General features: G+C 55.3%; 26 protein-coding genes and 1 pseudogene. 12 read left to right on the top strand and 15 right to left on the bottom strand.

Annotation, left to right across the window (positions count from 1 at the left end; genetic code table 11):
- Nucleotides 1-33: 33 nt before the first annotated feature.
- The 4 genes from htpX to BMW97_RS00310 all read right to left on the bottom strand — a co-directional run bounded on the left by htpX (nt 34) and on the right by BMW97_RS00310 (nt 4,457).
- Nucleotides 34-915, bottom strand: coding sequence for a protease HtpX (gene htpX, locus BMW97_RS00325; protein WP_014884290.1), 882 nt, complete (start codon nt 913-915; stop codon nt 34-36).
- A 193-nt stretch (nt 916-1,108) separates the two neighbouring features.
- Complete coding sequence (gene prc / locus BMW97_RS00320) at nt 1,109-3,157, bottom strand: carboxy terminal-processing peptidase (RefSeq protein ID WP_045908228.1); 2,049 nt, start codon at nt 3,155-3,157, stop codon at nt 1,109-1,111.
- A gap of 19 nt (nt 3,158-3,176) precedes the next feature.
- On the bottom strand, nt 3,177-3,863 hold the full coding sequence (gene proQ, locus BMW97_RS00315; protein WP_014884292.1) for an RNA chaperone ProQ: 687 nt from the start codon (nt 3,861-3,863) through the stop codon (nt 3,177-3,179).
- A 96-nt stretch (nt 3,864-3,959) separates the two neighbouring features.
- Nucleotides 3,960-4,457 carry a GAF domain-containing protein gene (locus tag BMW97_RS00310; RefSeq protein ID WP_008500476.1) on the bottom strand — a complete coding sequence of 166 codons (498 nt, stop codon included), beginning with the start codon at nt 4,455-4,457 and terminating at the stop codon, nt 3,960-3,962.
- A gap of 132 nt (nt 4,458-4,589) precedes the next feature.
- On the opposite strand from BMW97_RS00310, the gene yebS reads away from it, so the two are divergent.
- The 4 genes from yebS to BMW97_RS00290 all read left to right on the top strand — a co-directional run bounded on the left by yebS (nt 4,590) and on the right by BMW97_RS00290 (nt 10,341).
- Complete coding sequence (gene yebS, locus BMW97_RS00305) at nt 4,590-5,873, top strand: membrane integrity lipid transport subunit YebS (protein WP_045908227.1); 1,284 nt, start codon at nt 4,590-4,592, stop codon at nt 5,871-5,873.
- Complete coding sequence (locus tag BMW97_RS00300) at nt 5,842-8,475, top strand: PqiB family protein (RefSeq protein ID WP_045908226.1); 2,634 nt, start codon at nt 5,842-5,844, stop codon at nt 8,473-8,475. The genes yebS and BMW97_RS00300 overlap by 32 nt, the downstream gene beginning before the upstream one ends.
- A gap of 77 nt (nt 8,476-8,552) precedes the next feature.
- Nucleotides 8,553-9,995, top strand: coding sequence for a 16S rRNA (cytosine(1407)-C(5))-methyltransferase RsmF (gene rsmF / locus BMW97_RS00295; RefSeq protein WP_045908225.1), 1,443 nt, complete (start codon nt 8,553-8,555; stop codon nt 9,993-9,995).
- 106 nt (nt 9,996-10,101) lie between these two features.
- A complete protein-coding gene (locus BMW97_RS00290) occupies nt 10,102-10,341 on the top strand; it encodes a YebV family protein (protein ID WP_008500472.1) in 240 nt (79 codons plus the stop codon).
- Between the two features lie 34 nt (nt 10,342-10,375).
- Here BMW97_RS00290 and pphA read toward each other — a convergent pair whose 3' ends face one another.
- Nucleotides 10,376-11,020 (bottom strand): protein-serine/threonine phosphatase, encoded by a 645-nt coding sequence (gene pphA / locus BMW97_RS00285; RefSeq protein WP_045908224.1) that lies wholly within the window; start codon nt 11,018-11,020, stop codon nt 10,376-10,378.
- A 166-nt stretch (nt 11,021-11,186) separates the two neighbouring features.
- Here pphA and BMW97_RS00280 point away from each other — a divergent pair, with 166 nt between their 5' ends.
- The gene (locus BMW97_RS00280) at nt 11,187-12,128 is read left to right on the top strand and encodes a VirK/YbjX family protein (RefSeq protein WP_045908223.1); all 942 of its coding nucleotides are present in this window, start codon (nt 11,187-11,189) and stop codon (nt 12,126-12,128) included.
- A gap of 76 nt (nt 12,129-12,204) precedes the next feature.
- Here the strand turns inward: BMW97_RS00280 and BMW97_RS23730 are convergent, their stop codons facing one another.
- The gene (locus BMW97_RS23730; RefSeq protein WP_139177165.1) at nt 12,205-12,525 is read right to left on the bottom strand and encodes a hypothetical protein; all 321 of its coding nucleotides are present in this window, start codon (nt 12,523-12,525) and stop codon (nt 12,205-12,207) included.
- Between the two features lie 15 nt (nt 12,526-12,540).
- The gene (locus BMW97_RS00275) at nt 12,541-12,780 is read right to left on the bottom strand and encodes a hypothetical protein (protein ID WP_045908222.1); all 240 of its coding nucleotides are present in this window, start codon (nt 12,778-12,780) and stop codon (nt 12,541-12,543) included.
- A gap of 181 nt (nt 12,781-12,961) precedes the next feature.
- Between BMW97_RS00275 and BMW97_RS00270 the strand changes: the two genes are divergently transcribed.
- The 3 genes and pseudogenes from BMW97_RS00270 to BMW97_RS24220 all read left to right on the top strand — a co-directional run.
- Complete coding sequence (locus tag BMW97_RS00270; protein WP_045908221.1) at nt 12,962-13,321, top strand: hypothetical protein; 360 nt, start codon at nt 12,962-12,964, stop codon at nt 13,319-13,321.
- A 1-nt stretch (nt 13,322) separates the two neighbouring features.
- The gene (locus BMW97_RS00265; RefSeq protein WP_045908220.1) at nt 13,323-13,775 is read left to right on the top strand and encodes a DUF3828 domain-containing protein; all 453 of its coding nucleotides are present in this window, start codon (nt 13,323-13,325) and stop codon (nt 13,773-13,775) included.
- Between the two features lie 71 nt (nt 13,776-13,846).
- Nucleotides 13,847-14,164, top strand: a pseudogene (locus BMW97_RS24220) (integrase); the annotation flags it as partial.
- Between the two features lie 376 nt (nt 14,165-14,540).
- On the opposite strand, the gene BMW97_RS00255 reads toward BMW97_RS24220, so the two are convergent.
- From BMW97_RS00255 to yobA, 3 genes are read right to left on the bottom strand one after another with little or no spacing between them, the layout of a single operon-like run.
- A complete protein-coding gene (locus tag BMW97_RS00255) occupies nt 14,541-14,879 on the bottom strand; it encodes a YebY family protein (RefSeq protein ID WP_008500468.1) in 339 nt (112 codons plus the stop codon).
- A 16-nt stretch (nt 14,880-14,895) separates the two neighbouring features.
- Nucleotides 14,896-15,765, bottom strand: coding sequence for a copper homeostasis membrane protein CopD (gene copD, locus BMW97_RS00250; RefSeq protein ID WP_090392332.1), 870 nt, complete (start codon nt 15,763-15,765; stop codon nt 14,896-14,898).
- A 1-nt stretch (nt 15,766) separates the two neighbouring features.
- Nucleotides 15,767-16,138, bottom strand: a complete 372-nt coding sequence (gene yobA, locus BMW97_RS00245; RefSeq protein WP_048029432.1) for a CopC domain-containing protein YobA — start codon at nt 16,136-16,138, stop codon at nt 15,767-15,769.
- 137 nt (nt 16,139-16,275) lie between these two features.
- On the opposite strand from yobA, the gene BMW97_RS00240 reads away from it, so the two are divergent.
- From BMW97_RS00240 to exoX, 3 genes are all read left to right on the top strand, one after another.
- Entirely contained in the window at nt 16,276-16,506 is a 231-nt protein-coding gene (locus BMW97_RS00240; RefSeq protein ID WP_045908216.1) for a DNA polymerase III subunit theta, read from the top strand.
- Between the two features lie 110 nt (nt 16,507-16,616).
- Nucleotides 16,617-17,267, top strand: a complete 651-nt coding sequence (locus tag BMW97_RS00235; protein WP_045908215.1) for a carbon-nitrogen hydrolase family protein — start codon at nt 16,617-16,619, stop codon at nt 17,265-17,267.
- Between the two features lie 24 nt (nt 17,268-17,291).
- Nucleotides 17,292-17,954, top strand: coding sequence for an exodeoxyribonuclease X (gene exoX, locus BMW97_RS00230; RefSeq protein ID WP_008500463.1), 663 nt, complete (start codon nt 17,292-17,294; stop codon nt 17,952-17,954).
- On the opposite strand, the gene ptrB is transcribed toward exoX, so the two are convergent.
- Both ptrB and BMW97_RS00220 read right to left on the bottom strand, forming a co-directional pair.
- Nucleotides 17,951-20,011, bottom strand: coding sequence for an oligopeptidase B (gene ptrB / locus BMW97_RS00225; RefSeq protein WP_045908214.1), 2,061 nt, complete (start codon nt 20,009-20,011; stop codon nt 17,951-17,953). The two genes, exoX and ptrB, sit on opposite strands and share 4 nt — an antisense overlap.
- A gap of 85 nt (nt 20,012-20,096) precedes the next feature.
- Nucleotides 20,097-20,747, bottom strand: a complete 651-nt coding sequence (locus tag BMW97_RS00220; protein ID WP_090392330.1) for a tellurite resistance TerB family protein — start codon at nt 20,745-20,747, stop codon at nt 20,097-20,099.
- Nucleotides 20,748-20,918: 171 nt separating this feature from the next.
- Here BMW97_RS00220 and purT point away from each other — a divergent pair, with 171 nt between their 5' ends.
- Nucleotides 20,919-22,097 carry a formate-dependent phosphoribosylglycinamide formyltransferase gene (gene purT, locus BMW97_RS00215; RefSeq protein ID WP_045908213.1) on the top strand — a complete coding sequence of 393 codons (1,179 nt, stop codon included), beginning with the start codon at nt 20,919-20,921 and terminating at the stop codon, nt 22,095-22,097.
- A 42-nt stretch (nt 22,098-22,139) separates the two neighbouring features.
- Here purT and kdgA read toward each other — a convergent pair whose 3' ends face one another.
- The 3 genes from kdgA to zwf all read right to left on the bottom strand — a co-directional run bounded on the left by kdgA (nt 22,140) and on the right by zwf (nt 26,341).
- Nucleotides 22,140-22,781: a bifunctional 4-hydroxy-2-oxoglutarate aldolase/2-dehydro-3-deoxy-phosphogluconate aldolase gene (gene kdgA, locus BMW97_RS00210; RefSeq protein ID WP_008500459.1), complete on the bottom strand. Its 642-nt coding sequence runs from the start codon at nt 22,779-22,781 to the stop codon at nt 22,140-22,142.
- Between the two features lie 39 nt (nt 22,782-22,820).
- Nucleotides 22,821-24,632, bottom strand: a complete 1,812-nt coding sequence (gene edd / locus BMW97_RS00205) for a phosphogluconate dehydratase (RefSeq protein ID WP_045908212.1) — start codon at nt 24,630-24,632, stop codon at nt 22,821-22,823.
- A gap of 233 nt (nt 24,633-24,865) precedes the next feature.
- Nucleotides 24,866-26,341: a glucose-6-phosphate dehydrogenase gene (zwf, locus tag BMW97_RS00200; RefSeq protein ID WP_023312228.1), complete on the bottom strand. Its 1,476-nt coding sequence runs from the start codon at nt 26,339-26,341 to the stop codon at nt 24,866-24,868.
- Nucleotides 26,342-26,400: the final 59 nt, after the last annotated feature.

The raw sequence follows: 26,400 nt of genomic DNA, 5'->3' as shown, positions 1-26,400 counted from the left end.
GTTCTCCCGCCCGGCTTTTTGTGTTTTGTTGCGTTACTTCAGGTATTCCCCACTGCGCAGCGCTTCAATACGCTTATCCAGCGGCGGGTGAGACATAAACAACTCGCTCAGCGATTTGGATTTACCGTTAATGCAGAAGGCCATCATGCTGTTCGCTTCCTGCGGCTCGTAGGAGGTTTTCAGACGCTGCAGCGCGGCAATCATCTTCTCACGACCAACCAGCTTCGCAGAGCCGGCATCCGCGTGGAATTCACGGTGACGAGAGAACCACATGGTGATGATGCTCGCCAGAATACCGAATACCAGTTCCAGAACCATCGACACAGCAAAATAGATCAGCGGGTTGCCGTTGCTCTCTTCACCTTCGTCGCGGTTGCCGCCCATGAAGCCCGCGGCAATCTGCGCCAGAATACGGGAGATAAAGATCACGAAGGTGTTTACCACGCCCTGAATCAGGGTCATGGTCACCATGTCACCGTTAGCGATATGGCTAATTTCGTGGGCGATAACCGCTTCGGCTTCGTCACGGCTCATGTTCTGCAGCAGTCCGGTGCTGACAGCAACCAGTGACGCATCGCGACGGGCCCCCGTGGCGAACGCGTTGATATCCGGAGCATGGTAAATGGCCACCTGCGGCATGGCGATCCCGGCCTGACGGGACTGCTGAGCCACCGTATTCATCAGCCACTGTTCCATATCGTTACGGGGTTGCTCAATGACCTCACCCCCTACCGATTTCAGTGCCATCCACTTCGACATCAGCAGGGAGATGAACGAGCCACCAAAACCAAACAGCAGCGCCATAATCAACAGACCCTGAACGCTGCTCGACTGAATTCCTGTCAGGCTTAGCACGAGCCCGAAAACCACCATCACCGCCAGGTTGGTGAGCAGGAAGAGCGCGATTCGCATCATAATTTTCTTTTTACCTCAGTTTAACAAAACGCACTATGCGATTACCCACATCGTATGGGTATTGCGGCTATTTTCAAGCATCCGGCGGGCGTAAGTCACCAGAAAGACACAACTTTACACAATTGAAAATCTGACTGACGGAAGGATAAAGTACAAAAAGAAACAGGCACAATGTCTTGTGCCTGTTGGGAGGTTATTTTGCCGGAGCGGGCTGTACGGCAGGTTTCTCTTTTTCCTGATTCGCCAGGTCGAGAGCGATATGTACCGTCTCGTCGAGATACGGATCCGGCTCCTGGTAATCTTTTGGCAGATCGTCCAGTTTCTTGAGCAGAGGCTTGCCTTCACGCTTGAAGCGATCGTTGATACGCGCCAGGCGGGTTGCATCGTCTTCGTTGTTCTCTTTTTCACGCTGAGCGTAGTTCAGAGAAACAATATTCCGCTTATCCTTCAGAGCATTGAATCGCGCAATGTCCTTCATGATGTACTGGAACTCCGGATCTTTCGCGATGCGGTCGTTATGCGCCTTCAGCAACTCAGGGCCAAACTGCATCATATCACCCGCTTTCACGTAGGTCGCGGCATTGATGCTGTCCCACGGCAACGCGTTATCTTCAAACTTCTCGCCGGTTTCCGTCTCCTGGGTGCCAGTCGGCATGATGATGTCCGGCGTGACGCCCTTACGCTGCGTACTGCCGCCATTTACGCGGTAGAATTTCTGAATGGTGTACTGAACCGAGCCCAGCGCAGGCCATTCCGGACGCAGCATCTGATCGTAAATACGATTCAGAGAACGGTACTGCTGAACAGTGCCTTTCCCGAAGGTTGGCTCACCGACGATCAGCGCACGGCCGTAGTCCTGCATGGCTGCGGCAAAGATCTCAGACGCGGAAGCGCTGAAGCGGTCAACGAGAACAACCAGCGGGCCTTTATAGTAGACCACACCGTCATTGTCCGCATCTTCGCGCACTTTACCGTTGTTATCGCGCACCTGAACCACCGGGCCAGATGGGATGAACAGGCCAGAGAGAGAAACCGCTTCCGTCAGCGCCCCGCCGCCGTTACTGCGCAGGTCGATGATGATGCTGCTGACGTTCTGCTTTTCAAGCTTCTGCAGCTGAACTTTCACATCGTCAGTCAGCCCGACGTAAAAGCCAGGAATATCCAGGACGCCCACCTTCTCTTTACCCACGGTTTTCACCGACATTTTCACCGCGCGGTCTTCCAGACGGATACGCTCACGGGTCAGGGTAACGATACGGGTTTTGGTGCCTTTTCCGGCTGGCAGAATTTCCAGACGAACCTTGCTGCCTTTCGGACCTTTGATTAGCGCAACCACGTCATCAAGACGCCAGCCGATCACGTCGACCATGTTCTGGCCGGTTTGTCCCACACCCACAATACGATCGCCAACGCTAATCGCTTTGCTTTTAGATGCCGGGCCACCCGCTACCATCGAATTGATCACCGTGTAATCATCGTCCATCTGCAGCACCGCGCCGATACCTTCCAGAGACAGGCTCATTTCGGTATTGAACTGTTCGGTGTTGCGTGGTGAGAGATAGTTGGTGTGCGGATCGATTTCGTGCGCAAAGGCCGTCATGGCCAGCGAGAAGACATCCTCACTGTTGGTCTGGGCCAGGCGACGAATGGCAAATTTGTAACGACGCGTCAGCGTGTCACGGATCTCTTTTTCGTCTTTGCCGGTGAGCTTAAGGCTCAGTTCGTCGTATTTAACTTTGCCGTCCCACAGCGCATTCAGCTCGGCTTCATCTTTTGGCCAGGGCGCTTTGCTGCGGTCCAGATTGAAGGTGTCGTTGCCGGTGAAGTCCATTGGACGTTCCAGCACTTTCAGCGCGTACTGATAGCGTTCGAAGCGGCGCTTTTGCGACAGGTTGTAGAGATCGTAGAACAGATCCAGCTTGCCTGAACGCAACTCGTCACCCACCTCGGATTTTCGCTTAGCGAACTGCTCGACATCGCTGGCGAGCAAAACGTTATGGCTGTAATCCAGCAAGTTCAGATAGCGGTCAAAGATTTTGGCCGAAAAGGCCTGATCGAGATCGAACTGACGATAGTGCGAACGGGTGAAACGTGAGGTCACGCGCTCGCTCACCGTCGCGTGCTGCGTCTCTTCCTTGAGTACCGGAATTTGATCAACACGCGTGATATCGTCCACTGCAAAAGCGTGACCTGTTATAGCAAACAGACCCGCCAGCGCGGTGAGCTTAAAAAAAGTGTTCATGCCAGGCTTGGCCTCCGTTTCAGAACAACAAGTGTTCTGCGCGTACAATCATTGACATACCAGAAGTCAGCTGTACACGAACGCCATCTTTGGTGATTTCCAGTACGGTGGCGTCCATAGCATTGTTACCCGCTTTTACCTTCAGTGCCTGACCGACGCTCAGGGCGTTAATGTCAGAAACCGGAGTATGGCGCGGCTCTTCACGAGGCGCACGTGGGGCTTTTGCTGCTGGTTTGTCTGCACGCGGTTTGCGATCGTTATTATCGTGACGACGCGGCGCAGGGCGTGGTTTACGCTCACGACGAGGCGCTTCTTCCTGGCCGTTTGCCGCGGCGGCTTCGCGTTTTTTCGCTTGCTGTTCCGCACGTTGTGCCTGAACGCGTGCTTTGGCTTCTTCCAGCTGCTTGCGCGCATGCTCAACGTGCTGCTCGTCCAGCTCACCGCAAGGGTTGCCGTCGAGATCCACGCGAGTCGCGCCAGGTTTGATACCGTACAGGTAACGCCAGCTCGAAGTATAAAGACGTAAGGCGGAACGCAGCTGAGTTTTGCTGAGGTTCATTTCCCCTTCAACACGTGCCACCAGATCCTGAAAAATACCGACTTTCAGGGGACGAGCTTCGCCTTCCGCGCTGAAGCACTGCGGGAAACGCTCGGCCAGAAATGCGATAACTTCTTTACTGCTATTCAACTTAGGTTGATTTTCCATGAAATTTCCTGATTACAACGGACGTTGCCAACAAGCGCAGGCATGAACAGGCGTCATTATAATGACGCTATCAGTAAATGCTACGTTATCCGTTGATTATCCTGCGACGCTCGCAAAGAATTTTTGATAATCGGTTGCTGCGAGTACGTTTTCCAGATTCGCCACCAGCTCGCGCAGCCCCTGTTCGTCCTCGGTTGTAAAGCGACTGAAGACCGTACTGTCGATGTCCAGAACGCCAATAATCTGATTTTTGACCACCAGCGGCAGAACGATTTCAGAATTACTGGCAGCATCACAGGCAATGTGTCCGTCAAACGCATGAACGTCTTCCACACGCTGGACCTGATTCTCGGCCACCGCCGTGCCGCATACGCCACGCCCAACCGGGATACGCACGCACGCCAGCTTTCCCTGGAACGGACCGAGCACCAGCGTTTCACCTTCCAGAAGGTAAAAGCCCGCCCAGTTTACGTCAGAGAGACGTTCAAACAGCAATGCGCTAGTATTTGCCAGAGTGGCTAAGAAGCTGGTCTCACCCGCCATCAATGCCTTAAAATCGCGGTTCAGATCCGCGTAGAATTCTGTTTTGTTCATTATTCAATCACTTAGTTGTCTTACAAAATTACCGCATAGCCTATTAAAATAAGCATTAAATGCGCTCATGCTCAAGATGAATCCGTTCATGAGTTATTATAACTTTCAACAATACTTATTTGTGCGCAGCTGATGGCCTTAAAAACAACCAAAATTACGCCGACGAGAAAGATAACTGTCCATACGGTAAGCGAAGCTTTGCCTCGTGCACATTATCAGCGTTGCCCCCAGTGCGATACGCTTTTTATGTTGCCGAAGATGAAATCGCACCAAAGCGCCTTCTGTCCCCGCTGCGACGCCAAAATTCGCGATGGCCGCGACTGGTCGTTGACCCGCCTCGCCGCCATGGCCGTCACCATGCTGCTGCTGATGCCCTTCGCCTGGAGCGAACCATTGCTGAAGCTCTACCTGCTTGGCGTGCGCATTGATGCCAACGTGCTGCAGGGTATCTGGCAGATGACCCGTCAGGGCGATCCGATTACCGCCGCCATGGTGCTGTTTTGCACCGTTGGCGCACCGCTGGTGCTGGTTGCCGCCATTGCCTATCTCTGGTTTGGCAATATTCTTGGCATGAACCTTCGCCCGGTACTGCTGATGCTGGATAAGCTCAAAGAGTGGGTCATGCTGGATATTTATCTGGTCGGCGTGGGCGTTGCGTCCATAAAAGTCCAGGACTACGCCTTTTTGCAGCCCGGCATTGGACTCTTTGCTTTCATCTGTCTGGTGTTGCTGAGCATCCTGACGCTGATCCACCTTAACGTTGAGCAGCTCTGGGAGCGTTTTTACCCTCAGCGCCCCGCCACGCGCCCCGATGAAAATCTGCGCGTCTGTCTGGGCTGCCACTATACCGGGTTACCCGACCCGCGCGGACGCTGCCCGCGGTGCCACATTCCATTACGGCTGCGGCGCAACAACAGCCTGCAAAAATGCTGGGCCGCGCTGATCGCCTCCCTGGTGTTCCTGATCCCCGCCAATATGCTGCCGATTTCCATCATTTACGTGAATGGCGGACGTCAGGAGGATACTATCCTCTCCGGGATTATCTCCCTTGCGCACAGCAATGTCGGGGTGGCGGCGATCGTCTTTATTGCCAGTATCCTGGTTCCCTTTACCAAAGTGGTAGTGATGATTACCCTGCTCATCAGCATTCACTTAAAGTGTGAACAAGGTTTACGGACCCGCATTCTGCTTCTGCGATTCGTCACCTGGATTGGCCGCTGGTCAATGTTAGATTTGTTCGTGATTTCGCTGATGATGTCGCTCATCAATCGCGATCAGTTACTTGCTTTTACAATGGGACCCGCGGCTTTTTATTTCGGCTCTGCGGTGATATTGACTATTCTTGCTGTGGAATGGCTGGATAGCCGCTTACTTTGGGATGCACATGAGTCAGGAAACCCCCGCTTCGCCGACTGAAGCGAGAATTAAAACAAAACGCCGCATTTCGCCATTCTGGTTGCTGCCCGTCATCGCCCTGATGATTGCAGGCTGGCTTATCTGGACAAGCTATGAAGATCGCGGGAGTACGGTCACCATTGATTTCCAGACCGCCGACGGCATCGTCGCCGGACGAACGCCCGTTCGCTTCCAGGGGGTTGAGGTCGGTACGGTTCAGGATATCTCCCTTGGAAAAGGGCTGAATAAGATTCAGGTGCGGGTCAGTATCAAATCTGACATGCAGGATGCCCTGCGCAGCGAAACACAGTTCTGGCTGGTGACGCCAAAAGCCTCTCTGGCCGGTGTCTCCGGGCTGGATGCGCTCGTGGGCGGGAACTATATTGGCATGATGCCGGGCAAAGGCGAGCCGCAGGATCACTTTGTTGCGCTGGATACGCAGCCCAAATACCGTCTTAATAACGGCGATTTGATGATTCATCTCCAGGCGCCGGACCTCGGTTCCCTGAACAGTGGCTCCCTGGTCTATTTCCGTAAGATCCCGGTTGGCCGCGTGTACGATTACTCGATTAACCCGAACAAACAGGGCGTCACTATTGATGTGCTGATCGAGCGTCGCTTCACCAATCTGGTGAAAAAGGGCAGCCGCTTCTGGAACGTGTCCGGCGTGGATGCCGACCTCAGCCTGAGCGGCGCCAAAGTGAAGCTGGAAAGTCTGGCCGCCCTGGTGAACGGCGCCATTGCCTTTGACTCCCCGGAAAACTCGAGCCCTGCCACCGCTGATGACACGTTCGGATTGTACGCCGACCTGGCGCACAGCCAGCGCGGCGTGATCGTCAAACTTGCCCTGCCCGATGCTAAGGGGCTAAAAGCGGGTTCAACGCCGCTGATGTATCAGGGTCTGCAGGTCGGCCAGCTCACCAAAATGACGCTCAACCCGGGCGGGTCGGTCACCGGCGAAATGACGGTCGATCCGAGCGTGGTCGATCTCCTGCGCGAGAAAACGCGCATCGAAATGCGCAGTCCAAAGATCTCGCTGAACGATACCAGCCTCAGCACGCTGCTGACCGGCAATACCTTTGAGCTGATCCCGGGTGAAGGTCAGCCCAGCAACAGCTTCGTGATTGCTCCGGCGGATAAAGCTCTGTTGCAAAAACCGGGCGTGGTGACGGTTACCCTGAATGCGCCTGAAAGCTATGGGATTGAAGCCGGTCAGCCGTTGATTTTACACGGCGTGCAGGTGGGACAGGTGCTGGAGCGCAAGCTCTCCGCGGATGGGGTGCAATTCTCCGTCGCCATCGACCCGCAATACAGAGATCTGGTGCACGGTGACAGTAAATTCGTGGTGAACAGTCGCGTCGACGTGAAGGTGGGTCTGGACGGCGTGGAGTTTCTCGGCGCCAGCGCCAGCGAATGGGTCAACGGCGGTATCCGCATTTTACCGGGGGATAAAGGCCCCGTGCGCGATAGCTACCCGCTGTATGCCAACCTGGAGAAAGCGATTGAAAACAGCCTGAGCGATCTTCCTACCACCACGCTGACGTTAAGCGCTGAGACCCTGCCGGACGTTCAGGCGGGATCCGTGGTGCTGTATCGCAAGTTTGAAGTCGGGGAAGTGATTACCGTTCGCCCGCGTGCCGACGCCTTTGATATCGAACTGCACATCAAGCCGGAGTACCGCAAGCTGCTGACGCCGAACAGCGTCTTCTGGGCCGAAGGCGGCGCGAAAGTTCAGCTTAACGGTAACGGACTGACCGTGCAGGCCTCTCCGCTCTCACGCGCGTTGCGGGGGGCGATTAGCTTCGATAACCTCAGCGGTGCGGGCGCGAATCTGCGCAAGGGCGATAAACGTATTCTCTTCCCGTCCGAGACCGCCGCCCGCGCCGTGGGTGGGCAGATTACCCTGCACGCGTTTGACGCCGGTAAGCTGGCGGAAGGCATGCCCATCCGCTATCTGGGTATTGATATCGGGCAGATCCAGAAGCTGACGCTGATCACCTCGCGTAACGAGGTGCAGGCCACCGCCGTACTTTACCCGGAATATGTGCAAACCTTTGCCCGTACGGGTACGCGCTTCTCGGTGGTCACGCCGCAGATCTCGGCCGCGGGCGTTGAGCATCTCGATACCATTTTGCAGCCGTACATCAACGTGGAGCCAGGCCAGGGCAATGCCCGTCGTGATTTCGAGCTGCAGGAAGCCACAATCACCGACTCGCGCTACCTTGGCGGCCTGAGCATCGTGGTGGAAGTGCCGGAAGCGGGCTCGCTGAGCATCGGCACCCCGGTACTGTTCCGCGGTATTGAAGTAGGTACGGTCACGGGCCTGACGCTCGGTACGCTCTCTGACCGCGTAATGGTGGCGTTGCGCATCAGTGAACGCTACCAGCACCTGGTGCGTAATAACTCGGTATTCTGGCTGGCATCCGGCTATTCGCTGGACTTTGGCCTGACGGGAGGCGTGGTGAAAACCGGCACCTTCAACCAGTTCATTCGCGGTGGCATTGCCTTTGCCACGCCGCCGGGAACGCCGCTGGCACCGAAAGCGCAACCGGGTAAACACTTCCTGCTGCTCGAAAGCGAACCGAAAGAGTGGCGCGAATGGGGAACCGCCCTGCCGCGTTAATCTGCAAGGCTCCGGTGTCAACGCACCGGAGCCTTTATGCTACACTGCGCACCTGAACTTTTCCCTGTGGTGTGCCCGTGGCTCAAAACTCCGTATTTCTTCCTGAACAATTCCTGGCGCAGATGCGCGAGGCGCTTCCTTCTCACCTGTCGTTAGACGATTTTATCGCCGCCTGCCAGCGTCCGTTACGCCGGAGTATTCGCGTCAATACGCTGAAAATCAGCGTCGAGGATTTTCTGGCGCTGGTCGCGCCCTACAGCTGGCAGCTTACGCCGGTACCGTGGTGCGCAGAGGGGTTCTGGATCGAGCGCGATGACGAAGACGCCGTGCCGCTGGGAAGTACCGCGGAACATCTGAGCGGTCTGTTCTATATCCAGGAGGCCAGCTCGATGCTGCCGGTGGCAGCCCTGTTCGCCGATGGCAATTCGCCTGAACGCGTAATGGATGTAGCCGCGGCGCCTGGCTCAAAAACCACGCAGATTGCCGCCCGCATGGGTAACCGCGGTGCGATCCTCGCCAACGAGTTTTCCGCCAGCCGCGTGAAGGTATTGCATGCCAACATCAGCCGCTGCGGTATTCATAATGTTGCCCTGACGCACTTCGACGGACGCGTGTTTGGCGCTGCCCTGCCGGAAGCCTTCGACGCCATCCTGCTGGATGCCCCCTGCTCCGGCGAAGGGGTGGTGCGTAAAGATCCCGATGCGTTAAAGAACTGGTCCGTGGAAAGCAACCTTGAGATCGCCGCCACGCAGCGGGAGCTGATCGAGAGCGCATTCCATGCCCTGCGCCCAGGCGGCACACTGGTCTATTCAACGTGCACCTTAAACCGCGATGAAAACGAAGACGTCTGTTTGTGGCTGAAAGCGCAATACCCGGATGCGGTCGAATTCCTGCCGCTTAACGATCTGTTTGCCTCAGCACAGGAGGCGGTCACCCCTGAGGGTTTCCTTCATGTGTTCCCACAGATTTACGACTGCGAAGGCTTCTTTGTGGCACGTCTGCGTAAAACACAGGCGGTTGCTCCCCTGCCCGCACCTAAATTCAAGGTCGGCAACTTCCCGTTTGTCCCCCTCAAAGGTCGCGATGCAGCACAGCTTGTCGCCGCCGCCGAAAAAGTTGGCCTGGCCTGGGATGAGAGCCTGCACCTCTGGATCCGTGATAAAGAGGTATGGCTGTTCCCGGCTGAGATCGAACCGCTCATCGGAAAGGTCCGTTTTTCCCGAATCGGGATCCGCCTGGCGGAAGTGCATAATAAAGGCTATCGCTGGCAGCATGAGGCCGTCATCGCCCTTGCCGGGCACGAAAATGCCTTTGCCCTGACGCATCAGGAAGCCGAAGAGTGGTATCGTGGTCGCGATGTCTATCCTGACAGCACGCCATCAGGCGATGAAGTGATCGTGACGTATCAGGGATACCCGCTCGGGCTGGCAAAAAAAGTCGGTTCACGACTGAAAAACAGCTATCCGCGCGAGCTGGTTCGCGATGGACGGCTGTTTACCGGTAACGATCGCACGGCCTGAAAAAAAGCGCATTTTTTTACTGGCGATTTTGCTCTCCTTGTCTACGATCAAAAATGGGTGGCCGCACTGGTCATACCAGATTTTGACAACCGACCCGGAGAGCACTATGACGAAAACCAGCGTGCGTATTGGCGCTTTCGAAATCGACGACGCAGAGCTGCGCGGCGAAGCACAAGGCGATCGAACGTTAAGTATTCCCTGCAAATCCGACCCGGATTTGTGCATGCAGCTCGATGCATGGGATGCAGACACCAGCGTCCCGGCAATACTTGATGGCGAACACTCAGTCCTTTACCGTGAGCATTACGATAGTAAAACCGATGCCTGGGTCATGCGTCTTGCCTGACCTAAAGAGAACCCGCCCGAAGGCGGGTTATTTATTACTGCAGCTGCGCCAGCGTAAAGTAACCGTCAAATACGGCGCCCGTATCAATGTAGTGAAGATTGTCAAAATCATACCTTCTGTCGACAGGCGTATGTCCGAACCAGAAATGATCCGCACCGCTGATGCCCTGCCCTTTACCCACCATAAACCCCATCAACCGATCGCGGTCCCATAAAACGCGATGGGCACTGACCGGTTTTTGCCAGCAGTATTCCGCTGCCGGATAATCCGCATGGGCAATCACGTTCAGACCGTTCGCACAGGTTATCTCAATGATATGCGGTAAATCGCGACAGGCCTCGAGCAACGACAGCGCAAGCTGTTGCTGGTCGCGTTCAAGTTGCGCAAACCACATTCCGCCATTCATCATCCAGAGAGAAAAATCGTTATTATCCAGACCGTCGAGCGCCATTTGCTCATGGTTGCCCCGGACGGCACGAAACCATTTTTCACGAATTAACTGCAGGCATTTCACGCTATCAGGCCCACGATCGATCATATCCCCAACGGAAATAAGCAAATCCTCATACGGGTTAAAATGACGGCGTTTAAGCTCCTCCATAAGCCACTGATAACAGCCATGTATATCGCTGACAACCCAGACGTGACGCCACATTCCACCTTCAATTCGCTGATACATAGCCCCTCCTGTTAACAGTATAGCCGCCGCAGAAAATGCAACAGGCGGGCGTGGTCCTCACGAAGTGAAACAAACGGTAAACCAAACAGAAATAAAGATCCTCGCGCTATTAATCCCTTTTTCCTGGCTCTTTAGAATAAAGGGAGAAAAAAAGAGGGGTCTTCACGTGTCTAATACGCACCTGCATAACGATGTTTTCTATCCGCATCGCACAAATATTATTTCCGAGCTGGTGAACGGCAAACGCGTCCCGGGACCGATCTGGCGCAAACGCGAATATCGCCTGAAGTTCCTGTTACGTTCGCTGGTGTTCTGGTCTTCTACCCATCGCATGCTGGAGGCGCTTTCTGGTCGCGACGATTTCGACAAACTGCTGGCCTCTCAAATTACATTGCCAAGCAAAACCCACCGGCAGTACCTGATGCGCGGTTTGACGGCTAACGATCGCGCCGACGCGATCGTTAACCATTATTACTGGATTGATAGCCTGAAAGAGAGCTGCCTCGCCCAGGCCCTGACCAGCCCGCAGGAGCAACCCGTTGCGCAGTTCCATGCAAAAGACGGTGTTATCTATACGGTCAATGCGTCCTCTGCGGGGAAAGCCGAGCGTGAAGGTGAAAGCACGCTGTGGCTTCGCGACAACGAGGATACGCTGCTGGCCAGCCTGACCTTTAGCGTCGCACGCAGCAACGGTCAGCAAGTCATGGTCATTGGCGGGCTTCAGGGTCCCCGTCGCAGCGTAACGCGTGACGTGATTAAACAGGCCACCCGCGCCTGCCACGGCTTGTTCCCAAAGCGCGTGTTGATGGAAGTGCTTTTCCAGCTGGCTGCACAGTCCTCTGTCCGGGCGATTTTTGCCGTCAGCGATGAGGGCCACGTTTTCCGCGCGTTGCGCTATCGCCTCAGCAAAGGCCGCCATTTCCACGCCAGCTATGATGAATTCTGGGCATCTCTGGACGGTAAAAAACTCTCCGCTTTCTGCTGGCAGCTGCCGCTGCAGATGGCACGCAAATCCCTTGAAGAGATCGCCAGTAAAAAACGCGCTGAATACCGCCGTCGCTTTGAGCTGCTTGATGAAATCGAGGCATCGGTTCGGTCTCACTTTTAAGTCATAAATAACGACTGACAACGTAACTGCCCTGAAAGGGCTGTTACGTTCTTCAAATCTGAACACGTTATTATCGTCAGGTTCGTTCTGGCAATAAAAAGGCACATTGTTCGATTTCCGTATCGAATATTAATGTCACAAGTTCGCGCCATGTCGAACCGGGTTCTTTTACCCTCTTCTCAACGACTGGCTTTTTCATCTGAAAATCGAGCGTTGACCTGCGGTTGAAAATGGCCTCTTTCGGGGCATGAATAATATGTCCGCGACTGGTGTTGGTCAGCGGATATTTTGATACCGCATCGCTGTGAGCATTAAACCCCGGAAGACTCATCAAAACGTCCACAGGAACCGTTTCATTTGTTTGTGAATCGCCACGGCGGTAAAGCCGCTGCCACATTTACAGGCAAACTCTTTAAGGCTGAAATGCGGGGATACATGACCCATTTTTACTTATCTCCTGCAGGCCTAACCCTGCCTTGCGTTTAACGAAAAATTTAATGATTCCATTGACCATATGCGCACCCAGTAACGAAATGGCGATTGCAATCGTGCCACGCGGCACCTGCATACTAAAGATTGTCTGCATGACCGGAATGAACGGCTTGATACCGTAGAACATCAGCACTTCAGACAAAGTGTGTTTGTAGGGCATGGGATTTCGCCCATAAAAAAATCCTACTTAACGGCGGGCATCAGGCTGGTTTATTATTTAATTTATTCCCATAAATCATACCGATAGTGGTTAATCGCAAGTCACCATTCCTTACATAAATGCCTAACTTATTGGCGTAATGTTTTTTCCAGTTACTCATTCAATTGACAAGGAAAACATTATGTGGAATGCAAATAGCGCCGTTTCGTATGCTCGCCAGCATGCCGGCGCTCATAGTCAAAAAAGATGTGCCGAATTTGTCTCGAAGGCCATTCGCGCAGGCGGTGCGAATATTCACAACACGCATTACGCTAAGGATATGAAAAGCAATTTGATTGCTGCCGGTTTCCATCTCGTTTACGGGACACCCATTAAAGGTGACGTGGCAGTTATTCAGCCTATCCCCGGACACCCCTGGGGCCATGCGTGCATCTATAGCGGAAGCGGTGTCTGGTATTCTGATTTTGTTCAGTCTTCGATGTACCCAGGAAAGGGGTACAGAGACATACAACCCGCATACGAAATTTACAGGCATAACTAATATGAGAAAAATTATCCTGACAGCCTTGTTACTTCCCTTGATAGCGTCAGCTGCGGGGAAGTTACCACCAGAAGTGGATGCAGCGTTGCAGTTTAATAAATGGTACATCTCGCAGATCATGAGCGACAAGCAGCCAGAGGCCGATTATGCCGCACTGGGTAAGTACGTAACCCGCGACACCATCCACAAACTCGAAGCCATGGATAAGCTTGATCCCAATGAATACGACGTTCCCGATGTTGATATGTTCATTAAGTCTCAGGATTATTACGATGACTGGGGTGTTGTCAGCGCCGTGGGACTCGATTTCGATGCAGCATGCATGCAGGTTTATATTTCTTTCGGCAAAAAGAAAGATCACACCGTGATTGATTGCATGGTGAAAGAGGATGGAACCTGGAAAATACAGTCCGTTGCAGGCGCGGACGTACCAGACAATTTAAGCACTAAATGATAACGACCATATGACAGGGGTACTGATGCAATGCATCTTCGCAAATTCCCCTGCCGTATCGCCGGAAAGCAGCACCGGGCCTGCGGCTATCAACAGTGAGCGATTGCTGCCGCCTGGTTAGCCGGTGCGATTTTTTGATAAGCCAAGGGATCCGAAAAAACAGCCAGGACGGCAGTATAAATCTGGATAGTCTTACGAAAGGGTTTGTAAAGGCGAGGAATTATTCAGGGCTTGAGTTTATGGACAGGCCACCGTCATTTCATGAGATCCGAAGCCTGTCGGGGAGGAGGTACGTGAAGGAGTTTGTTCAGCGGCTGTTCGGTCACAAGTCAGAAAAAATGACCACAAAGTACCTGGACAGCAGGAAAAAAGAATTCATGATGATTTGATAAATTTGCGTGTAAATGAATTGTGAATGTTAAAAACGGTATGGTATAACGAGAAATGCCGGATATTGAAGTTCGGACAATTTTAGGACATTTTCGGACGGAGCGCCGTAAGTGACTGAAATAAAACGCAGATAAAAAGAGACCGAATACGATTCCTGTATTCGGTCCAGGGAAATGGCTCTTGGGAGAGAGCCGTGCGCTAAAAGTTGGCATTAATGCAGGCTAAGTCGCCTTGCCTTTTAAGAATAGATGACGACGCCAGGTTTTCCAGTCCACAGCTAAAGCGGTCGGAAAAAAAGCGCCAGAGCATCATAAAATGTGAAAAACCGCAGTGCTTTCGCAAGCATCTGCGGTTTTTTATTGGAAACCTGAACAGTTAGCAGAGCTTGTCGGCGCGCTCGATAAACGGGGCCAGACTCATTTTCTGGCCCGGATTCGCCGGGTCATCGATCTGAATAATGCTAATCGGCTGGCCGCTGCTCTTTCCGCTGGCCACCTGCTGCTCGGCGGTTTCATTTAACGGGTATTGCACCAGCGTGCTCGGGTTGATGGCATACAGCGCATGGCCCGGACGGCAGGTCAGCATCACCTCTTCGCGATTGAACGCCCATTTATCCTTACCCACTTCAAAACGGCTGACGGTGATAACCTGCGGTGCGGCAAACGCGCTCCCCGTGCAGGCCAGCAATATGAGAGAAAGTACTGTCTTTTTCATATGATATTTAACCTTGTCAGAAGGGTTCCCAGGTGGCGAACAGACTGACCGTTGCCAGTACCAGCGCCCCCAGCACCACTTCTGCCTGTGTCATCCTGATAAAAATCTGTTGTGCTCGCCCGGTCTCCGGACGAAACCGTGGCACCAGAAAATACCGATTTGCCAGCGCAATTACCACCATCAACGCCACCAGCGCACATTTGAACAACAAAAACTGCACGTAGTCAGCCTGCCAGGGAATATGGACGCCCAGTATCATGAGCGCATTGATCGCTCCGCTGAGCAGCACGCCCGCGACCGCATAATGGCCCACGCGCGAGAAGCGCATCATGGTATAGATGGCGGCATTCTGCCAGCGCCCTTTCGCCAGACGCATGCAGAATAGCAGGGGCAGTAATCCGCCAAGCCAGGTAGCAGCACAGATCAGGTGAAACGCGTGATTAAGGCGCTGCAACGCCCCCATCGGACCGTCGTTCATCGCCGCGTGCCCTCCCCCCGCCAGCAGGATAAGCTGGCCCATGGCGAGCAGCAGCAGCCGCGAACCTTTCAGCGGCGCGAGCCATGCTGCAGCGACCGTCATCACAGCAAGAATCATTTGCCACAGCCAGACGCCGCCAAACTGTGTCCTCATCACGCCTAACCAGACCTGCGGGGCAAACACATCTCCCCAGCCGTTACCCATCAAACCGCCCTGAAGCATAAACATCAGGAGTGCAGCCGTCAGGCTCACTAAGGCCGCCACTTTCTGCTGCAGCAGGAAACGCCGGGACATCAGCCGCTGGAGAGAGGAAGGCGCAAACCAGACGCTGTAAAGCGCGTTGCCAAAAACCAGCATCAGCGCCCCGAAATGGACAAAGCGCAACCCGATATAACACAGCGCCAGCATGCTATTTCACGCTAAAGTGATAGCTGCCTTTGGTTTTATGACCGTCTACAGAGACGACATGCCAGTCTACCTGGTACGTCCCTGACGTCAGCGTTTGTTCCAGCGGAACGGTGAGTTGCGCCTTGTTCTTTTCATCTCGCGTAGCGGTACCCGTTTTGATGACCTGCTTTTGTGCGTCCGTCACCACCACACCGCTAAATCCCGGTTCGATGCCTTCTGAAAAATGCAGTGTAAGTGCCTGCGGAGCGCTCACCACGCTGTCCGCTGCCGGGATCGGCTGCTTAAGATGCGCATGCGCCAGCGCGGAGGAGGTCATCATTGTAGAGGTCAGAAAAACCAGTGCGCATACCGCGCGGGAAGCGGAGAAACCCATCGCAATCATTCCTTTTTGTTATGTCTGTATGCTAAAGAATAACGCTGTATAATAAACGAGTCGAGGAACATCCTGCCTCCGCTTGTCATCGTTGTGCAATCGCGGTAACGTTGCCGCCGCAGAAAAAGGAGAAGGTAATGAAGATCAATCTGGCCGCCCTTCCACAGGACGAGATGGATAAAGTGAATGTCGATCTCGCTGCCGCTGGCGTCGCGTTCAAAGAGCGCTACAACATGCCTGTCGTGGCTGAAGTCGTTGAACGGGAACAGCCCGCCCATCTGCGCAACTGGTTTCGCGAAAGACTCATCGCCCACCGTCTCGCCTCGGTTAACCTCTCCCGTTTACCGTACGAACCTAAAGTTAAATAAGCTTAACGAGCCGTTACACTTCCTTACGCTGAATCTGGCAGGATAAGAAAACCCTGATAAATTTAGGTGTATTCTTAAATCTCTGCGACTCAGTGTATAAGGAAGTCACGATGTCACATTGGAATATAGCGGCAGCCCAGTATGGTGGGCAGCATCAGAGTGTCGATGACCATATCACGCACCACCTGCGCTTCATCGCCGAAGCAGCACGGCAGCGGTGCGATCTGCTGGTGTTCCCTGAACTCTCATTAACAGGCTCGGGTAACACTACGCTACCTCCCCCACCCGATGACGCGCAGCTGGAACCGCTGCTGGACGCGGCGCATTTTTACCGGATTACCGTGATTGCCGGGCTCCCCCTGGAACGGAACGGTCAGCGCCAGAAAGGCCTCGCGCTCTTCACGCCCGCCCGTCACCGCATCCTGCGCTACCCCCAAGGTAGCGGTGCCAGCCTGGTGCCGGGGGAGAAACAGCTCAGCATTATTGATGCCCATGCCGATTCCCCCAATCTCGATCCCAGAGCGTCGCTGTTTACCAGCAGCCAGTCCGTGGAGGATCACCGCTGGCGGCAGTCCATCAGTACCCTGCAGCGCTTCGCGCATAAATATGCCATTGCGGTGCTGATGGCGAACGCCTGCGGCGGTAGCGCGCTGTGGGATGAAAAAGGTCAGTTGATCGTCCGCGCCGATCGGGGCGAGCTGCTGTTGACCGGCACGCTCGGCGGAGAGGGTTGGCAAGGCGATATCATTCCTTTAGGCTAGGCGTTTTAAGCTCAGGAGTGTTCAATGCTGCGCGTCATCGATACCGAAACTTGCGATCTTCAGGGCGGAATTGTGGAAGTGGCCTCTGTCGACGTGGTTGATGGTAAAATCGTCAACCCAATGAGCCATCTGGTGCGTCCCGACCGCCCCATCAGCCCTCAGGCGATGGCTATCCATCGCATTACCGAATCGATGGTGGCGGACAAGCCGTGGATCGAAGAGATCATACCCCACTATTACGGTAGCCCCTGGTACGTCGCGCATAACGCCAGTTTTGACCGCCGGGTGCTACCTGAGATGCCGGGAGAATGGATTTGTACCATGAAGCTGGCACGTCGCCTCTGGCCAGGCATTAAATACAGCAATATGGCGCTGTACAAGTCCCGCAAGCTCAGCGTGCGCACGCCTGAAGGGCTTCACCATCACCGGGCCCTGTATGACTGCTATATCACCGCCGCGCTACTCATCGATATTATGAATACCTCGGGCTGGACGCCGGACGATATGGCAACGATTACCGGACGCCCCGCACTGCTGACCACGTTTACTTTTGGTAAATACCGGGGCAGAGCGGTGTCGGATATTGCGGATAAAGACCCGGGCTATTTACGCTGGCTGTATAACAACCTCGACAAAATGAGCCCGGAACTGCGCCTGACGCTGAAGCACTATCTGGGCGAAGCTTAACGCTCCGCACGGCCTGGCAGCGTCTCCTGCGCCAGGCCAATCAGGAAGGCATATTCCAGAGCAACCCCTTCGTAGGATTTAAATCGACCCGATTTCCCGCCGTGACCGGAGTCCATATCGGTACACAGCAGCAGCAGGTTGTCGTCGGTTTTCAGCTCCCGCAGTTTCGCTACCCATTTTGCCGGCTCCCAGTACTGCACCTGAGAATCATGCAGACCGGTGGTGACCAGCATGTGGGGATAGGCTTTCGCTTCCACGTTATCGTACGGGCTGTACGTTTTCATATAGCGGTAGTAAATCTCATCCTGCGGATTCCCCCACTCTTCAAACTCCCCTGTAGTAAGGGGGATGGATTCATCGAGCATGGTCGTCACCACATCGACAAATGGCACCTGCGCGACAATCCCCTTAAAGCGCTCGGGGCGTTGGTTGATCACCGCCCCCATCAGCATGCCTCCCGCGCTGCCGCCCATGCCAAAGCAGAGCTGCGGATCGCCATAGCCCTGCTCAATCAGCGCATCGCAGACGTCGAGGTAGTCATTGAAGGTGTTTTTCTTTTTCAGGAATTTCCCGTCCTCATACCAGTGCTGCCCCAGCTCACCGCCGCCGCGAATATGGGCGATGGCGAAAACAAAGCCGCGATCGAGCAGGCTTAATCGGCTGCTGCTGAAATCGGCATCCATGCTTGAGCCGTAGGAGCCGTAGCCGTACACCAGGATCGGGTTTTTGCCTTTCTGGAAGTGGGCTTTGTGATAGACGAGCGAGACGGGGACCTCGACGCCATCCCGGGCGGTGACCCACAGGTGCTCGCTGCGGTAGTTTTCAGACTCAAACCCTTTGACCTCGGTCTGTTTAATCACCTGGCGCTGCCCCGTATCCATGTCCAGCTCAAACAGGGTGTCCGGTGTGGTCATCGATGAGTAGCCGTAGCGCAGCCGCGAGGATTCAGGTTCCGGGTTGAAACCAATCCACGTCACATAGGCCGGGTCGTCGAACGCGATCCCCACCACTTCCCGCGTCTTACGGTTGATTTGCCGGATACTGGTCAGCCCCCGCTGACGCTCCTCCACCACCAGCCAGTCGGTGAACAGGGTGAACCCTTCCAGCATCACCTGATCCCGCGCGGGGATAAGCACCTCCCATTTGCGCTCATCGCGCACTTTGGTTTTATAGAGACCAAAGTTTTTACCCTCGCGATTCGAACGCAGATAAAAGCTGTGCTGGAAGTGATCCAGGCTGTACTCATGATCCTTCCGGCGCGGCAGGAAACAGAGCGGCTGGGCGTCGGGCAGCTCGGCATCCAGCAGCAGGACTTCCGACGTCGTGGCGCTGGCCAGGAAGATAATCACATAATGGCGCGAGGAGGTTTTATGCAGGCTGACATAGAACGTTTCGTCTTTCTCTTCATAGACCAGCTCGTCGTCTGCAGAGTCTGTCCCCACGGTATGTCGCCATACCTGATAGGGCAGCAGCGTAGAGGCATGCTTTTTGACGTAGTAAACCGTCTCGGAATCATTCGCCCAGACAAAATCCGGGGAGACGTTTTCCAGCATTTCAGGATACCAGTTGCCGGTGTCCAGATTGCGAAAACGCAGGCCGTACTGGCGACGCGAGAGATAATCCTCCGCCAGCGCCATTACCGCGTTATCCGGTGAAATGGACATGCCGCCCAGAGTATAAAACTCGCTGTGGGCGGCGCGCTGGTTGGCATCCAGCAGAATATCCCACGCATCCCATTCGGCGCTGAGCACCGACTGACGCTGGTAGATGGGATACTCGTTGCCGGGCTCGTAAATATGGCGGTAGCGATAGCCGTTTTTGGTCCAGGGCGCCGAGATATCGCGCTGAGGAATGCGCTGCACCATCTCATTCAGCAGCTGGTCCTGAAGCGTCTGCTGACTGGACATGACCTTGCGGCCGTAGTCATTTTCCTCGTGCAGGTAGTCGAGCACCTCTGGCCGGGAGCGCGAATCGTCCCGTAGCCAGTAATAGTTGTCTATACGCGTATCGCCATGCGTGGTGATCGCATAAGGTATACGTCGGGCTTTCGGTGGCATGTCATCATTCTTTTTAGTTTTACACCCTATAAGGTTGGCAAAACCCACGCATGATGCAAGCGAAACCGGATCGCAACGGCGAGCACTATCCCTGTAACGCCTGTTTTTGTTCCCGGATATCCCGCTCAATGCCCTCACGCACGTCCTGGGGGATCTTCAGCGCGTCTCCAAGCGCATTCAGGTAGCTGCGTTCCATAAAGTGATCGATATCGATGGCGGCACAGCTGAGGAAATAGAGTTCAAGCGCCTCTTCCTCATTTTTCACGCTTTGCGCCAGACGCTGCGGCTCCAGAGGCTGTTCAATAGCCTGCGCCACCAGCGCTCTGCCCTTCTCTTCAACGCCAGCTTCACGCAGCTGCTGTTCAATCGCCAGTCGTTCCTTATCGTCAATATGCCCGTCACTTTTCGCGGCAAAAACCAGCGCCAGGATCAGCCGTTCAGTACGCAGATCCAGCGGCGAAGTATGCTCGCCATAATGCGGTTCGTCGCTGTGCGCGGTCCGGACCCTGTCCTTGTATTTATTCCACAGGACGGTGCCCGCAATGGCGCCCCCACCGGCCAGCAGCGCGCCTGTCCCGTACTTTGCCAGCAGCTTGCGCGAGGATTTATTCGCGACCAGCAGGCCAGCCCGCCCGCCGAGCGCCCCGGGTACCAGCAGTTTACTGAGGTCCCGCTCTCCGGAAGACGATGTTTTCTGCCCTAACAGTGATTGCAATTGATTTAGCCAGCCAGACATGGTTTCCCTCACTTAACGGTGAATATGTTCCACAGCGTAAGCGAGCAGGCGTCAGGAAATGTCTGGCCGGGCTAAAGAAGCGCAAATTTCTTCCTCCCGCGCCTAGCGGTGCACAAGACAGACGCAAACGTTTTCGTTTATACTACCCGCAACTTTTTCAGGGGGATTGTTATGATTCGTTTAGGAACCGCGCTGCGACCTGCGGCGACGCGAGTGATGCTGTTGGGATCGGGCGAGCTGGGAAAAGAGGTCGCTATTGAGTGCCAGCGTTTAGGCGTAGAAGTCATTGCCGTAGACCGTTACGCCGATGCGCCCGCCATGCACGTCGCCCATCGTTCTTATGTGATTAACATGCTGGATGGCGATGCCCTTCGCGAGCTGATTACGCGCGAGAAACCCGATTTCGTGGTACCAGAAATTGAAGCCATCGCCACCGATACGCTGATTGCGCTTGAGCAGGAAGGCCAGCGCGTGGTGCCCTGCGCGAAAGCCGCAAAGCTGACCATGAACCGCGAAGGCATTCGTCGCCTGGCGGCGGAAGAGCTGGAATTGCCCACCTCGGGCTATCGTTTTGCTGGCGATAAGGCCGCATTCCTGCAGGCCGTAGAGGAGATTGGTTACCCGTGCATCGTTAAGCCGGTGATGAGCTCTTCCGGTAAAGGACAGAGCTTTATTCGCGACAGCAGCACGCTCGACAAGGCGTGGGATTACGCCCAGCAGGGTGGCCGCGCCGGTGCCGGCCGCGTCATCGTCGAAGGCGTGGTGAAGTTTGATTTCGAGATCACCCTGCTGACCGTCAGCGCCGTTGACGGCGTCCATTTCTGCGACCCGATTGGTCACCGCCAGGAGGATGGCGATTACCGCGAATCCTGGCAGCCGCAGCAGATGAGCGCTCTGGCGCTGGAACGTGCGCAGGCGATCGCCCGTAAAACCGTCCTGGCGTTGGGCGGCTATGGCCTGTTCGGCGTGGAGCTGTTTGTGTGCGGTGATGAAGTGATTTTCAGCGAGGTCTCCCCGCGCCCGCATGACACCGGCATGGTCACGCTCATTTCGCAGGATCTTTCCGAGTTCGCTCTGCACGTGCGTGCCTTCCTCGGCCTGCCCGTCGGCGGTATCCGTCAGTACGGCCCGGCCGCCTCGGCGGTGATCCTGCCGCAGTTAACCAGCCAGAACGTTACGTTTGATAACGTCGACGCGGCGGTGGGTGCCGGGTTGCAGGTACGTTTGTTCGGTAAGCCGGAGATCGACGGAACCCGTCGTCTTGGCGTGGCATTAGCCACCGGGGATAACGTTGACGACGCCGTGGCGAGAGCGAAAGCGGCCGCAGCAAGCGTTAAGGTAGAGGGATAAAAAAAACGGGCCGAAAGGCCCGTTTTTCATGCGACGAATGACTTACTGCTTCGCGCCTTCCACCGCTTCGCGAGCCAGTTTGGTGATGCGATCCCAGTCGCCCGCTTCCAGCGCATCCGCCGGAACCAGCCATGAGCCACCGATGCACAGCACGCTTTTCAGCGCCAGGTAGTCACGGTAGTTGGCAGGAGAAATACCGCCCGTCGGGCAGAAGCGTACCTGGGAGAAAGGACCGGCAATGGCCTGCAGCGCTTTGGTGCCGCCGTTCGCTTCCGCCGGGAAGAATTTAAACTCTTTCAGACCGTAGTCCATGCCCAGCATCAGTTCAGAAACGGTGCTGATGCCCGGGATCAGCGGAATAGTGCCTTCGGTCGCGGCCTTCAGCAGCGACTCGGTCAGGCCCGGGCTGATAGCAAACTGTGCGCCCGCTTCAGTCACTTCAGCCAGCTGTTTTGCGTTCGTCACGGTACCCGCACCAATGATGGCGTCCGGCACTTCTTTGGCAATCGCACGAATAGCATCCATCGCGCAGGCGGTGCGCAGGGTGACTTCCAGAACGCGAACGCCGCCCGCAACCAGCGCTTTCGCCATCGGTACGGCGTGCTCCAGCTTGTTTACCACGATAACCGGCACGACAGGGCCCGTGGTCAGGATTGCTTCTGCACTTGTTTTCCAGTTTTTCATCAGAGTTTTCTCTCGCCAGATCGTTAAAATCAAGTCGTCTTAAAACGTAATACAGGTTGCGCCCTGCTCAGCACCGGAGAGTTTCTCACGCAGCGCGCCAAACATTTCGCGTCCTGTTCCCACGCGCGACGCGCTCAGGTCAGGAATATGGGGCTGACGTGCCGCCAGTTCGGCATCATCCACCAGCAGGGTTAACTCGCCTGTCTGACCGTTAACGCGGATCATGTCACCGTCACGCACTTTCGCCAGCAGGCCACCGTCGTACGCTTCCGGCGTCACGTGGATGGCTGAAGGCACTTTACCTGAGGCGCCAGAGAGGCGTCCATCGGTCACCAGTGCAATTTTGAAACGGCGGTCCAATAATACACCAAGTGGTGGCATAAGTTTATGTAATTCTGGCATCCCGTTGGCTTTAGGCCCCTGATGACGCACCACCACCACGCAGTCTTTATCGAGCAGACCGGCGTCAAAGGCAGGTAATACGTCGTGCTGGCTTTCAAATACCACCGCCGGCGCTTCGATAATCTGGTTCTCTTCCGGTACGGCAGAGGTCTTCATCACCGCGCGACCGAGGTTACCGCTGAGCACTTTGGTGCCACCGTGAGGAGAGAACGGTTTGTCGATGGTGGCGATAACCTGCGCATCAAGAGACGCGCTCGCCCCTTCACGCCAGTCCAGCTCGCCGTTGTTCAGCCATGGCTCCTGGGTGTAGCGCTGCAGGCCAAAGCCCGCCACGGTGTTGACATCTTCATGCAGCAGGCCGCCTTTCAGCAGCTCGCGCATCAGCAGCGGTACGCCGCCCGCGGCCTGGAAGTGGTTAATGTCCGCCGGGCCATTCGGGTACAGGCGCGCCATCAACGGCACCACGGAAGAGATCTCGGAGAAGTCATCCCAGTTAATCAGAATGCCCGCAGCACGCGCCATGGCCACCAGGTGCATGGTGTGGTTGGTTGACCCACCGGTTGCCAGCAGCGCGACAATCCCGTTGACGATGACCTTTTCGTCGACCATTTTGCCCATCGGCATCCATTCGTTGCCGTTTCCGGTCAGACGCGTGACCTGACGGGCCGCAGCCTCGGTCAGCGCTTTGCGCAGCGGCGCGTCCGGCTGGATAAAGGATGAGCCCGGAAGCTGCATCCCCATAAACTCCACCACCATCTGGTTCGTGTTTGCGGTACCGTAGAACGTACAGGTGCCCGGCGCATGGTAGGACGCGGCTTCCGCCTCCAGCAGCGCCTGACGGTCTGCTTTCCCTTCCGCGTACAGCTGGCGGATACGGACTTTTTCTTTGTTCGGCAGGCCGCTTGCCATTGGGCCTGACGGCACAAAGATCGCAGGCAGATGACCAAACGACAGCGCGGCCATCACCAGGCCCGGAACAATCTTGTCGCACACGCCGAGATAGAGCGCACCATCAAACATGTTGTGTGACAGACCCACCGCCGCGGACATGGCAATCACTTCGCGGCTCAGTAGGGAGAGCTCCATACCGTCCTGACCCTGCGTTACGCCGTCGCACATGGCGGGTACCCCACCCGCCACCTGGCCGACCGCATTCACGCTGTGCAGCGCTTTACGGATGATATCCGGGTAAACCTCATAGGGCTGGTGCGCGGAGAGCATATCGTTATAGGCGGTAATGATGGCGATATTGTTACGCAACATGCTTTTCAGCGACGCTTTATCGTCAGGCTGGCAGGCGGCGAAGCCGTGCGCCAGGTTACCGCAGGCCAGTTGAGATCGGTGGACGGTGTTGCTCTTTGCCTGCTCAATCCGGGCGAGGTAGGCCGAACGGGTCTCTTTCGAGCGCTCAATAATGCGTTGTGTTACGCGTAACAATGTCGGATTCATAAAAGCTCCTCTCATTTATCTGTCCGGGCTCGGGAGTTTACAAAGTCGCTGGCAGTTGTTAACAACGCTGAAACGCTTGCTGTCCGGAGCTCAGGGGCAAAATCACTTCCGGCAGTGTAATAAAAAAAGCTCCGCGGGTGAATCCACGCGGAGCTTAAAAGTTGAAAATTATGCCACGAGCTGTGTTAGATCATGTTACCGGTAAAATAACACTTTCGGGCTAGCGGATTATCTTACTCAAACTCATTCCAGGAGCGGCCATCGCGGGTGATCATCGCCACCGACGCGACAGGTCCCCAGGTACCCGCCTGATACGGTTTTGGCGCATCCTGATCGGCAGCCCAGGCTTCGGTGATGGAGTCGACCCATTTCCACGCCTCTTCCACTTCATCGCGACGCACGAACAGCGCCTGAATACCGCGCATGGTTTCCAGCAGCAGACGCTCGTACGCATCGGCCAGGTGCGTCTGGTTGAAGGTTTCGGAGTAGCTCAGATCCAGCTTGGTGGTCTGCAGGTTGTGTTTATGATCCAGGCCCGGCACTTTGTTCAGGATCTGGATATCCACGCCCTCGTCCGGCTGCAGACGAATGGTCAGCTTGTTCTGCGGCAGCTCCTGCCAGGACTCTTTGAACAGGTTCAGTTCCGGGTTCTTAAAGTAGACAACCACTTCGGAACATTTCGCAGGCAGACGCTTACCGGTGCGCAGGTAGAACGGAACACCCGCCCAGCGCCAGTCGTCGATGTCCACGCGGATCGCCACGAACGTCTCGGTGTTGCTGGACTTGTTCGCGCCCTCTTCTTCCAGGTAGCCCGGCACTTTTTTGCCCTGCGCAAACCCGGCGGTGTACTGGCCGCGAACGGTTTTCTCACGCACATTGGAGCGGTCGATGCGGCGCAGCGATTTCAGCACTTTCACTTTTGCGTCACGGATGCTGTCCGCCGTCAGGTCAGACGGTGGAGACATGGCAATCATGCACAGAATCTGCAGCAGGTGGTTCTGGATCATATCGCGCATCTGGCCGGCCTGGTCAAAGTAACCCCAGCGGCCTTCAATACCCACCTCTTCTGCCACGGTGATTTCCACGTGGTCGATAGTGCGGTTGTCCCAGTTATTCACAAACAGGGAGTTGGCAAAACGCAGGGCCAGCAGGTTCAGTACCGTCTCTTTACCGAGATAGTGGTCGATACGGTAGACCTGGCACTCTTCAAAGAACTCGCCCACCTGGTCGTTGATTTCACGCGAGGTTGCCAGCGACGTACCCAGCGGCTTCTCCATCACGACGCGCGCCGGTTTGGCGTTCAGTTTGGCTTCGCCCAGGCCTTTACAGATGGCGCCGAAGGTGCTTGGCGGCATGGCGAAATAGTTAATCGTGACACGGTTTTTCTGATCCAGCATCGCGCCTAAGCGGGTAAACGCGCTGACATCATTAACGTCCAGGTTGCAGAAATCGAGACGTCCACTCAGGGTATCCCACAAACTTTCATCAATTTTTTCCTTCATGAAAGTTTCGAGCGCCTCGCGGACAACTTTAGTATAAGCGTCCTTGTCCCAGTCGGCGCGCCCTACACCCAGAATACGGGTATCCGGATGAATTTGGCCCGCTTTCTCCAGTTGATACAGGGAAGGCAGCAATTTTCGGCGTGCAAGATCGCCTTTCGCGCCGAAAATGACCAGGTCACATGCCTGGGCTGTTTGCGTTACCGCCATGTCATTCTCCTCAGTTGGATCACCTGGTACTTCTGCCAGGTATCGTTGTAATTTTATTA

The sequence above is a fragment of the Enterobacter sp. NFIX58 genome, from assembly GCF_900110475.1.
Taxonomy (GTDB): Bacteria; Pseudomonadota; Gammaproteobacteria; order Enterobacterales; family Enterobacteriaceae; genus Enterobacter; species Enterobacter quasiroggenkampii.
Note: the sequence above shows the minus strand (reverse complement) of the source record. Positions and strands in the feature narration are given on the sequence as shown.

What these genes read in the sequence shown, in the direction of transcription:
- htpX (WP_014884290.1), bottom strand. Translation starts at nt 915, where the DNA reads ATGATGCGAATCGCGCTCTTCCTGCTCACCAACCTGGCGGTGATGGTG.
- prc (WP_045908228.1), bottom strand. Translation starts at nt 3,157, where the DNA reads ATGAACACTTTTTTTAAGCTCACCGCGCTGGCGGGTCTGTTTGCTATA.
- proQ (WP_014884292.1), bottom strand. Translation starts at nt 3,863, where the DNA reads ATGGAAAATCAACCTAAGTTGAATAGCAGTAAAGAAGTTATCGCATTT.
- BMW97_RS00310 (WP_008500476.1), bottom strand. Translation starts at nt 4,457, where the DNA reads ATGAACAAAACAGAATTCTACGCGGATCTGAACCGCGATTTTAAGGCA.
- yebS (WP_045908227.1), top strand. Translation starts at nt 4,590, where the DNA reads ATGGCCTTAAAAACAACCAAAATTACGCCGACGAGAAAGATAACTGTC.
- BMW97_RS00300 (WP_045908226.1), top strand. Translation starts at nt 5,842, where the DNA reads ATGAGTCAGGAAACCCCCGCTTCGCCGACTGAAGCGAGAATTAAAACA.
- BMW97_RS00290 (WP_008500472.1), top strand. Translation starts at nt 10,102, where the DNA reads ATGACGAAAACCAGCGTGCGTATTGGCGCTTTCGAAATCGACGACGCA.
- pphA (WP_045908224.1), bottom strand. Translation starts at nt 11,020, where the DNA reads ATGTATCAGCGAATTGAAGGTGGAATGTGGCGTCACGTCTGGGTTGTC.
- BMW97_RS23730 (WP_139177165.1), bottom strand. Translation starts at nt 12,525, where the DNA reads ATGTGGCAGCGGCTTTACCGCCGTGGCGATTCACAAACAAATGAAACG.
- BMW97_RS00275 (WP_045908222.1), bottom strand. Translation starts at nt 12,780, where the DNA reads ATGCCCTACAAACACACTTTGTCTGAAGTGCTGATGTTCTACGGTATC.
- BMW97_RS00270 (WP_045908221.1), top strand. Translation starts at nt 12,962, where the DNA reads ATGTGGAATGCAAATAGCGCCGTTTCGTATGCTCGCCAGCATGCCGGC.
- BMW97_RS00265 (WP_045908220.1), top strand. Translation starts at nt 13,323, where the DNA reads ATGAGAAAAATTATCCTGACAGCCTTGTTACTTCCCTTGATAGCGTCA.
- BMW97_RS00255 (WP_008500468.1), bottom strand. Translation starts at nt 14,879, where the DNA reads ATGAAAAAGACAGTACTTTCTCTCATATTGCTGGCCTGCACGGGGAGC.
- copD (WP_090392332.1), bottom strand. Translation starts at nt 15,765, where the DNA reads ATGCTGGCGCTGTGTTATATCGGGTTGCGCTTTGTCCATTTCGGGGCG.
- yobA (WP_048029432.1), bottom strand. Translation starts at nt 16,138, where the DNA reads ATGGGTTTCTCCGCTTCCCGCGCGGTATGCGCACTGGTTTTTCTGACC.
- BMW97_RS00240 (WP_045908216.1), top strand. Translation starts at nt 16,276, where the DNA reads ATGAAGATCAATCTGGCCGCCCTTCCACAGGACGAGATGGATAAAGTG.
- BMW97_RS00235 (WP_045908215.1), top strand. Translation starts at nt 16,617, where the DNA reads ATGTCACATTGGAATATAGCGGCAGCCCAGTATGGTGGGCAGCATCAG.
- exoX (WP_008500463.1), top strand. Translation starts at nt 17,292, where the DNA reads ATGCTGCGCGTCATCGATACCGAAACTTGCGATCTTCAGGGCGGAATT.
- ptrB (WP_045908214.1), bottom strand. Translation starts at nt 20,011, where the DNA reads ATGCCACCGAAAGCCCGACGTATACCTTATGCGATCACCACGCATGGC.
- BMW97_RS00220 (WP_090392330.1), bottom strand. Translation starts at nt 20,747, where the DNA reads ATGTCTGGCTGGCTAAATCAATTGCAATCACTGTTAGGGCAGAAAACA.
- purT (WP_045908213.1), top strand. Translation starts at nt 20,919, where the DNA reads ATGATTCGTTTAGGAACCGCGCTGCGACCTGCGGCGACGCGAGTGATG.
- kdgA (WP_008500459.1), bottom strand. Translation starts at nt 22,781, where the DNA reads ATGAAAAACTGGAAAACAAGTGCAGAAGCAATCCTGACCACGGGCCCT.
- edd (WP_045908212.1), bottom strand. Translation starts at nt 24,632, where the DNA reads ATGAATCCGACATTGTTACGCGTAACACAACGCATTATTGAGCGCTCG.
- zwf (WP_023312228.1), bottom strand. Translation starts at nt 26,341, where the DNA reads ATGGCGGTAACGCAAACAGCCCAGGCATGTGACCTGGTCATTTTCGGC.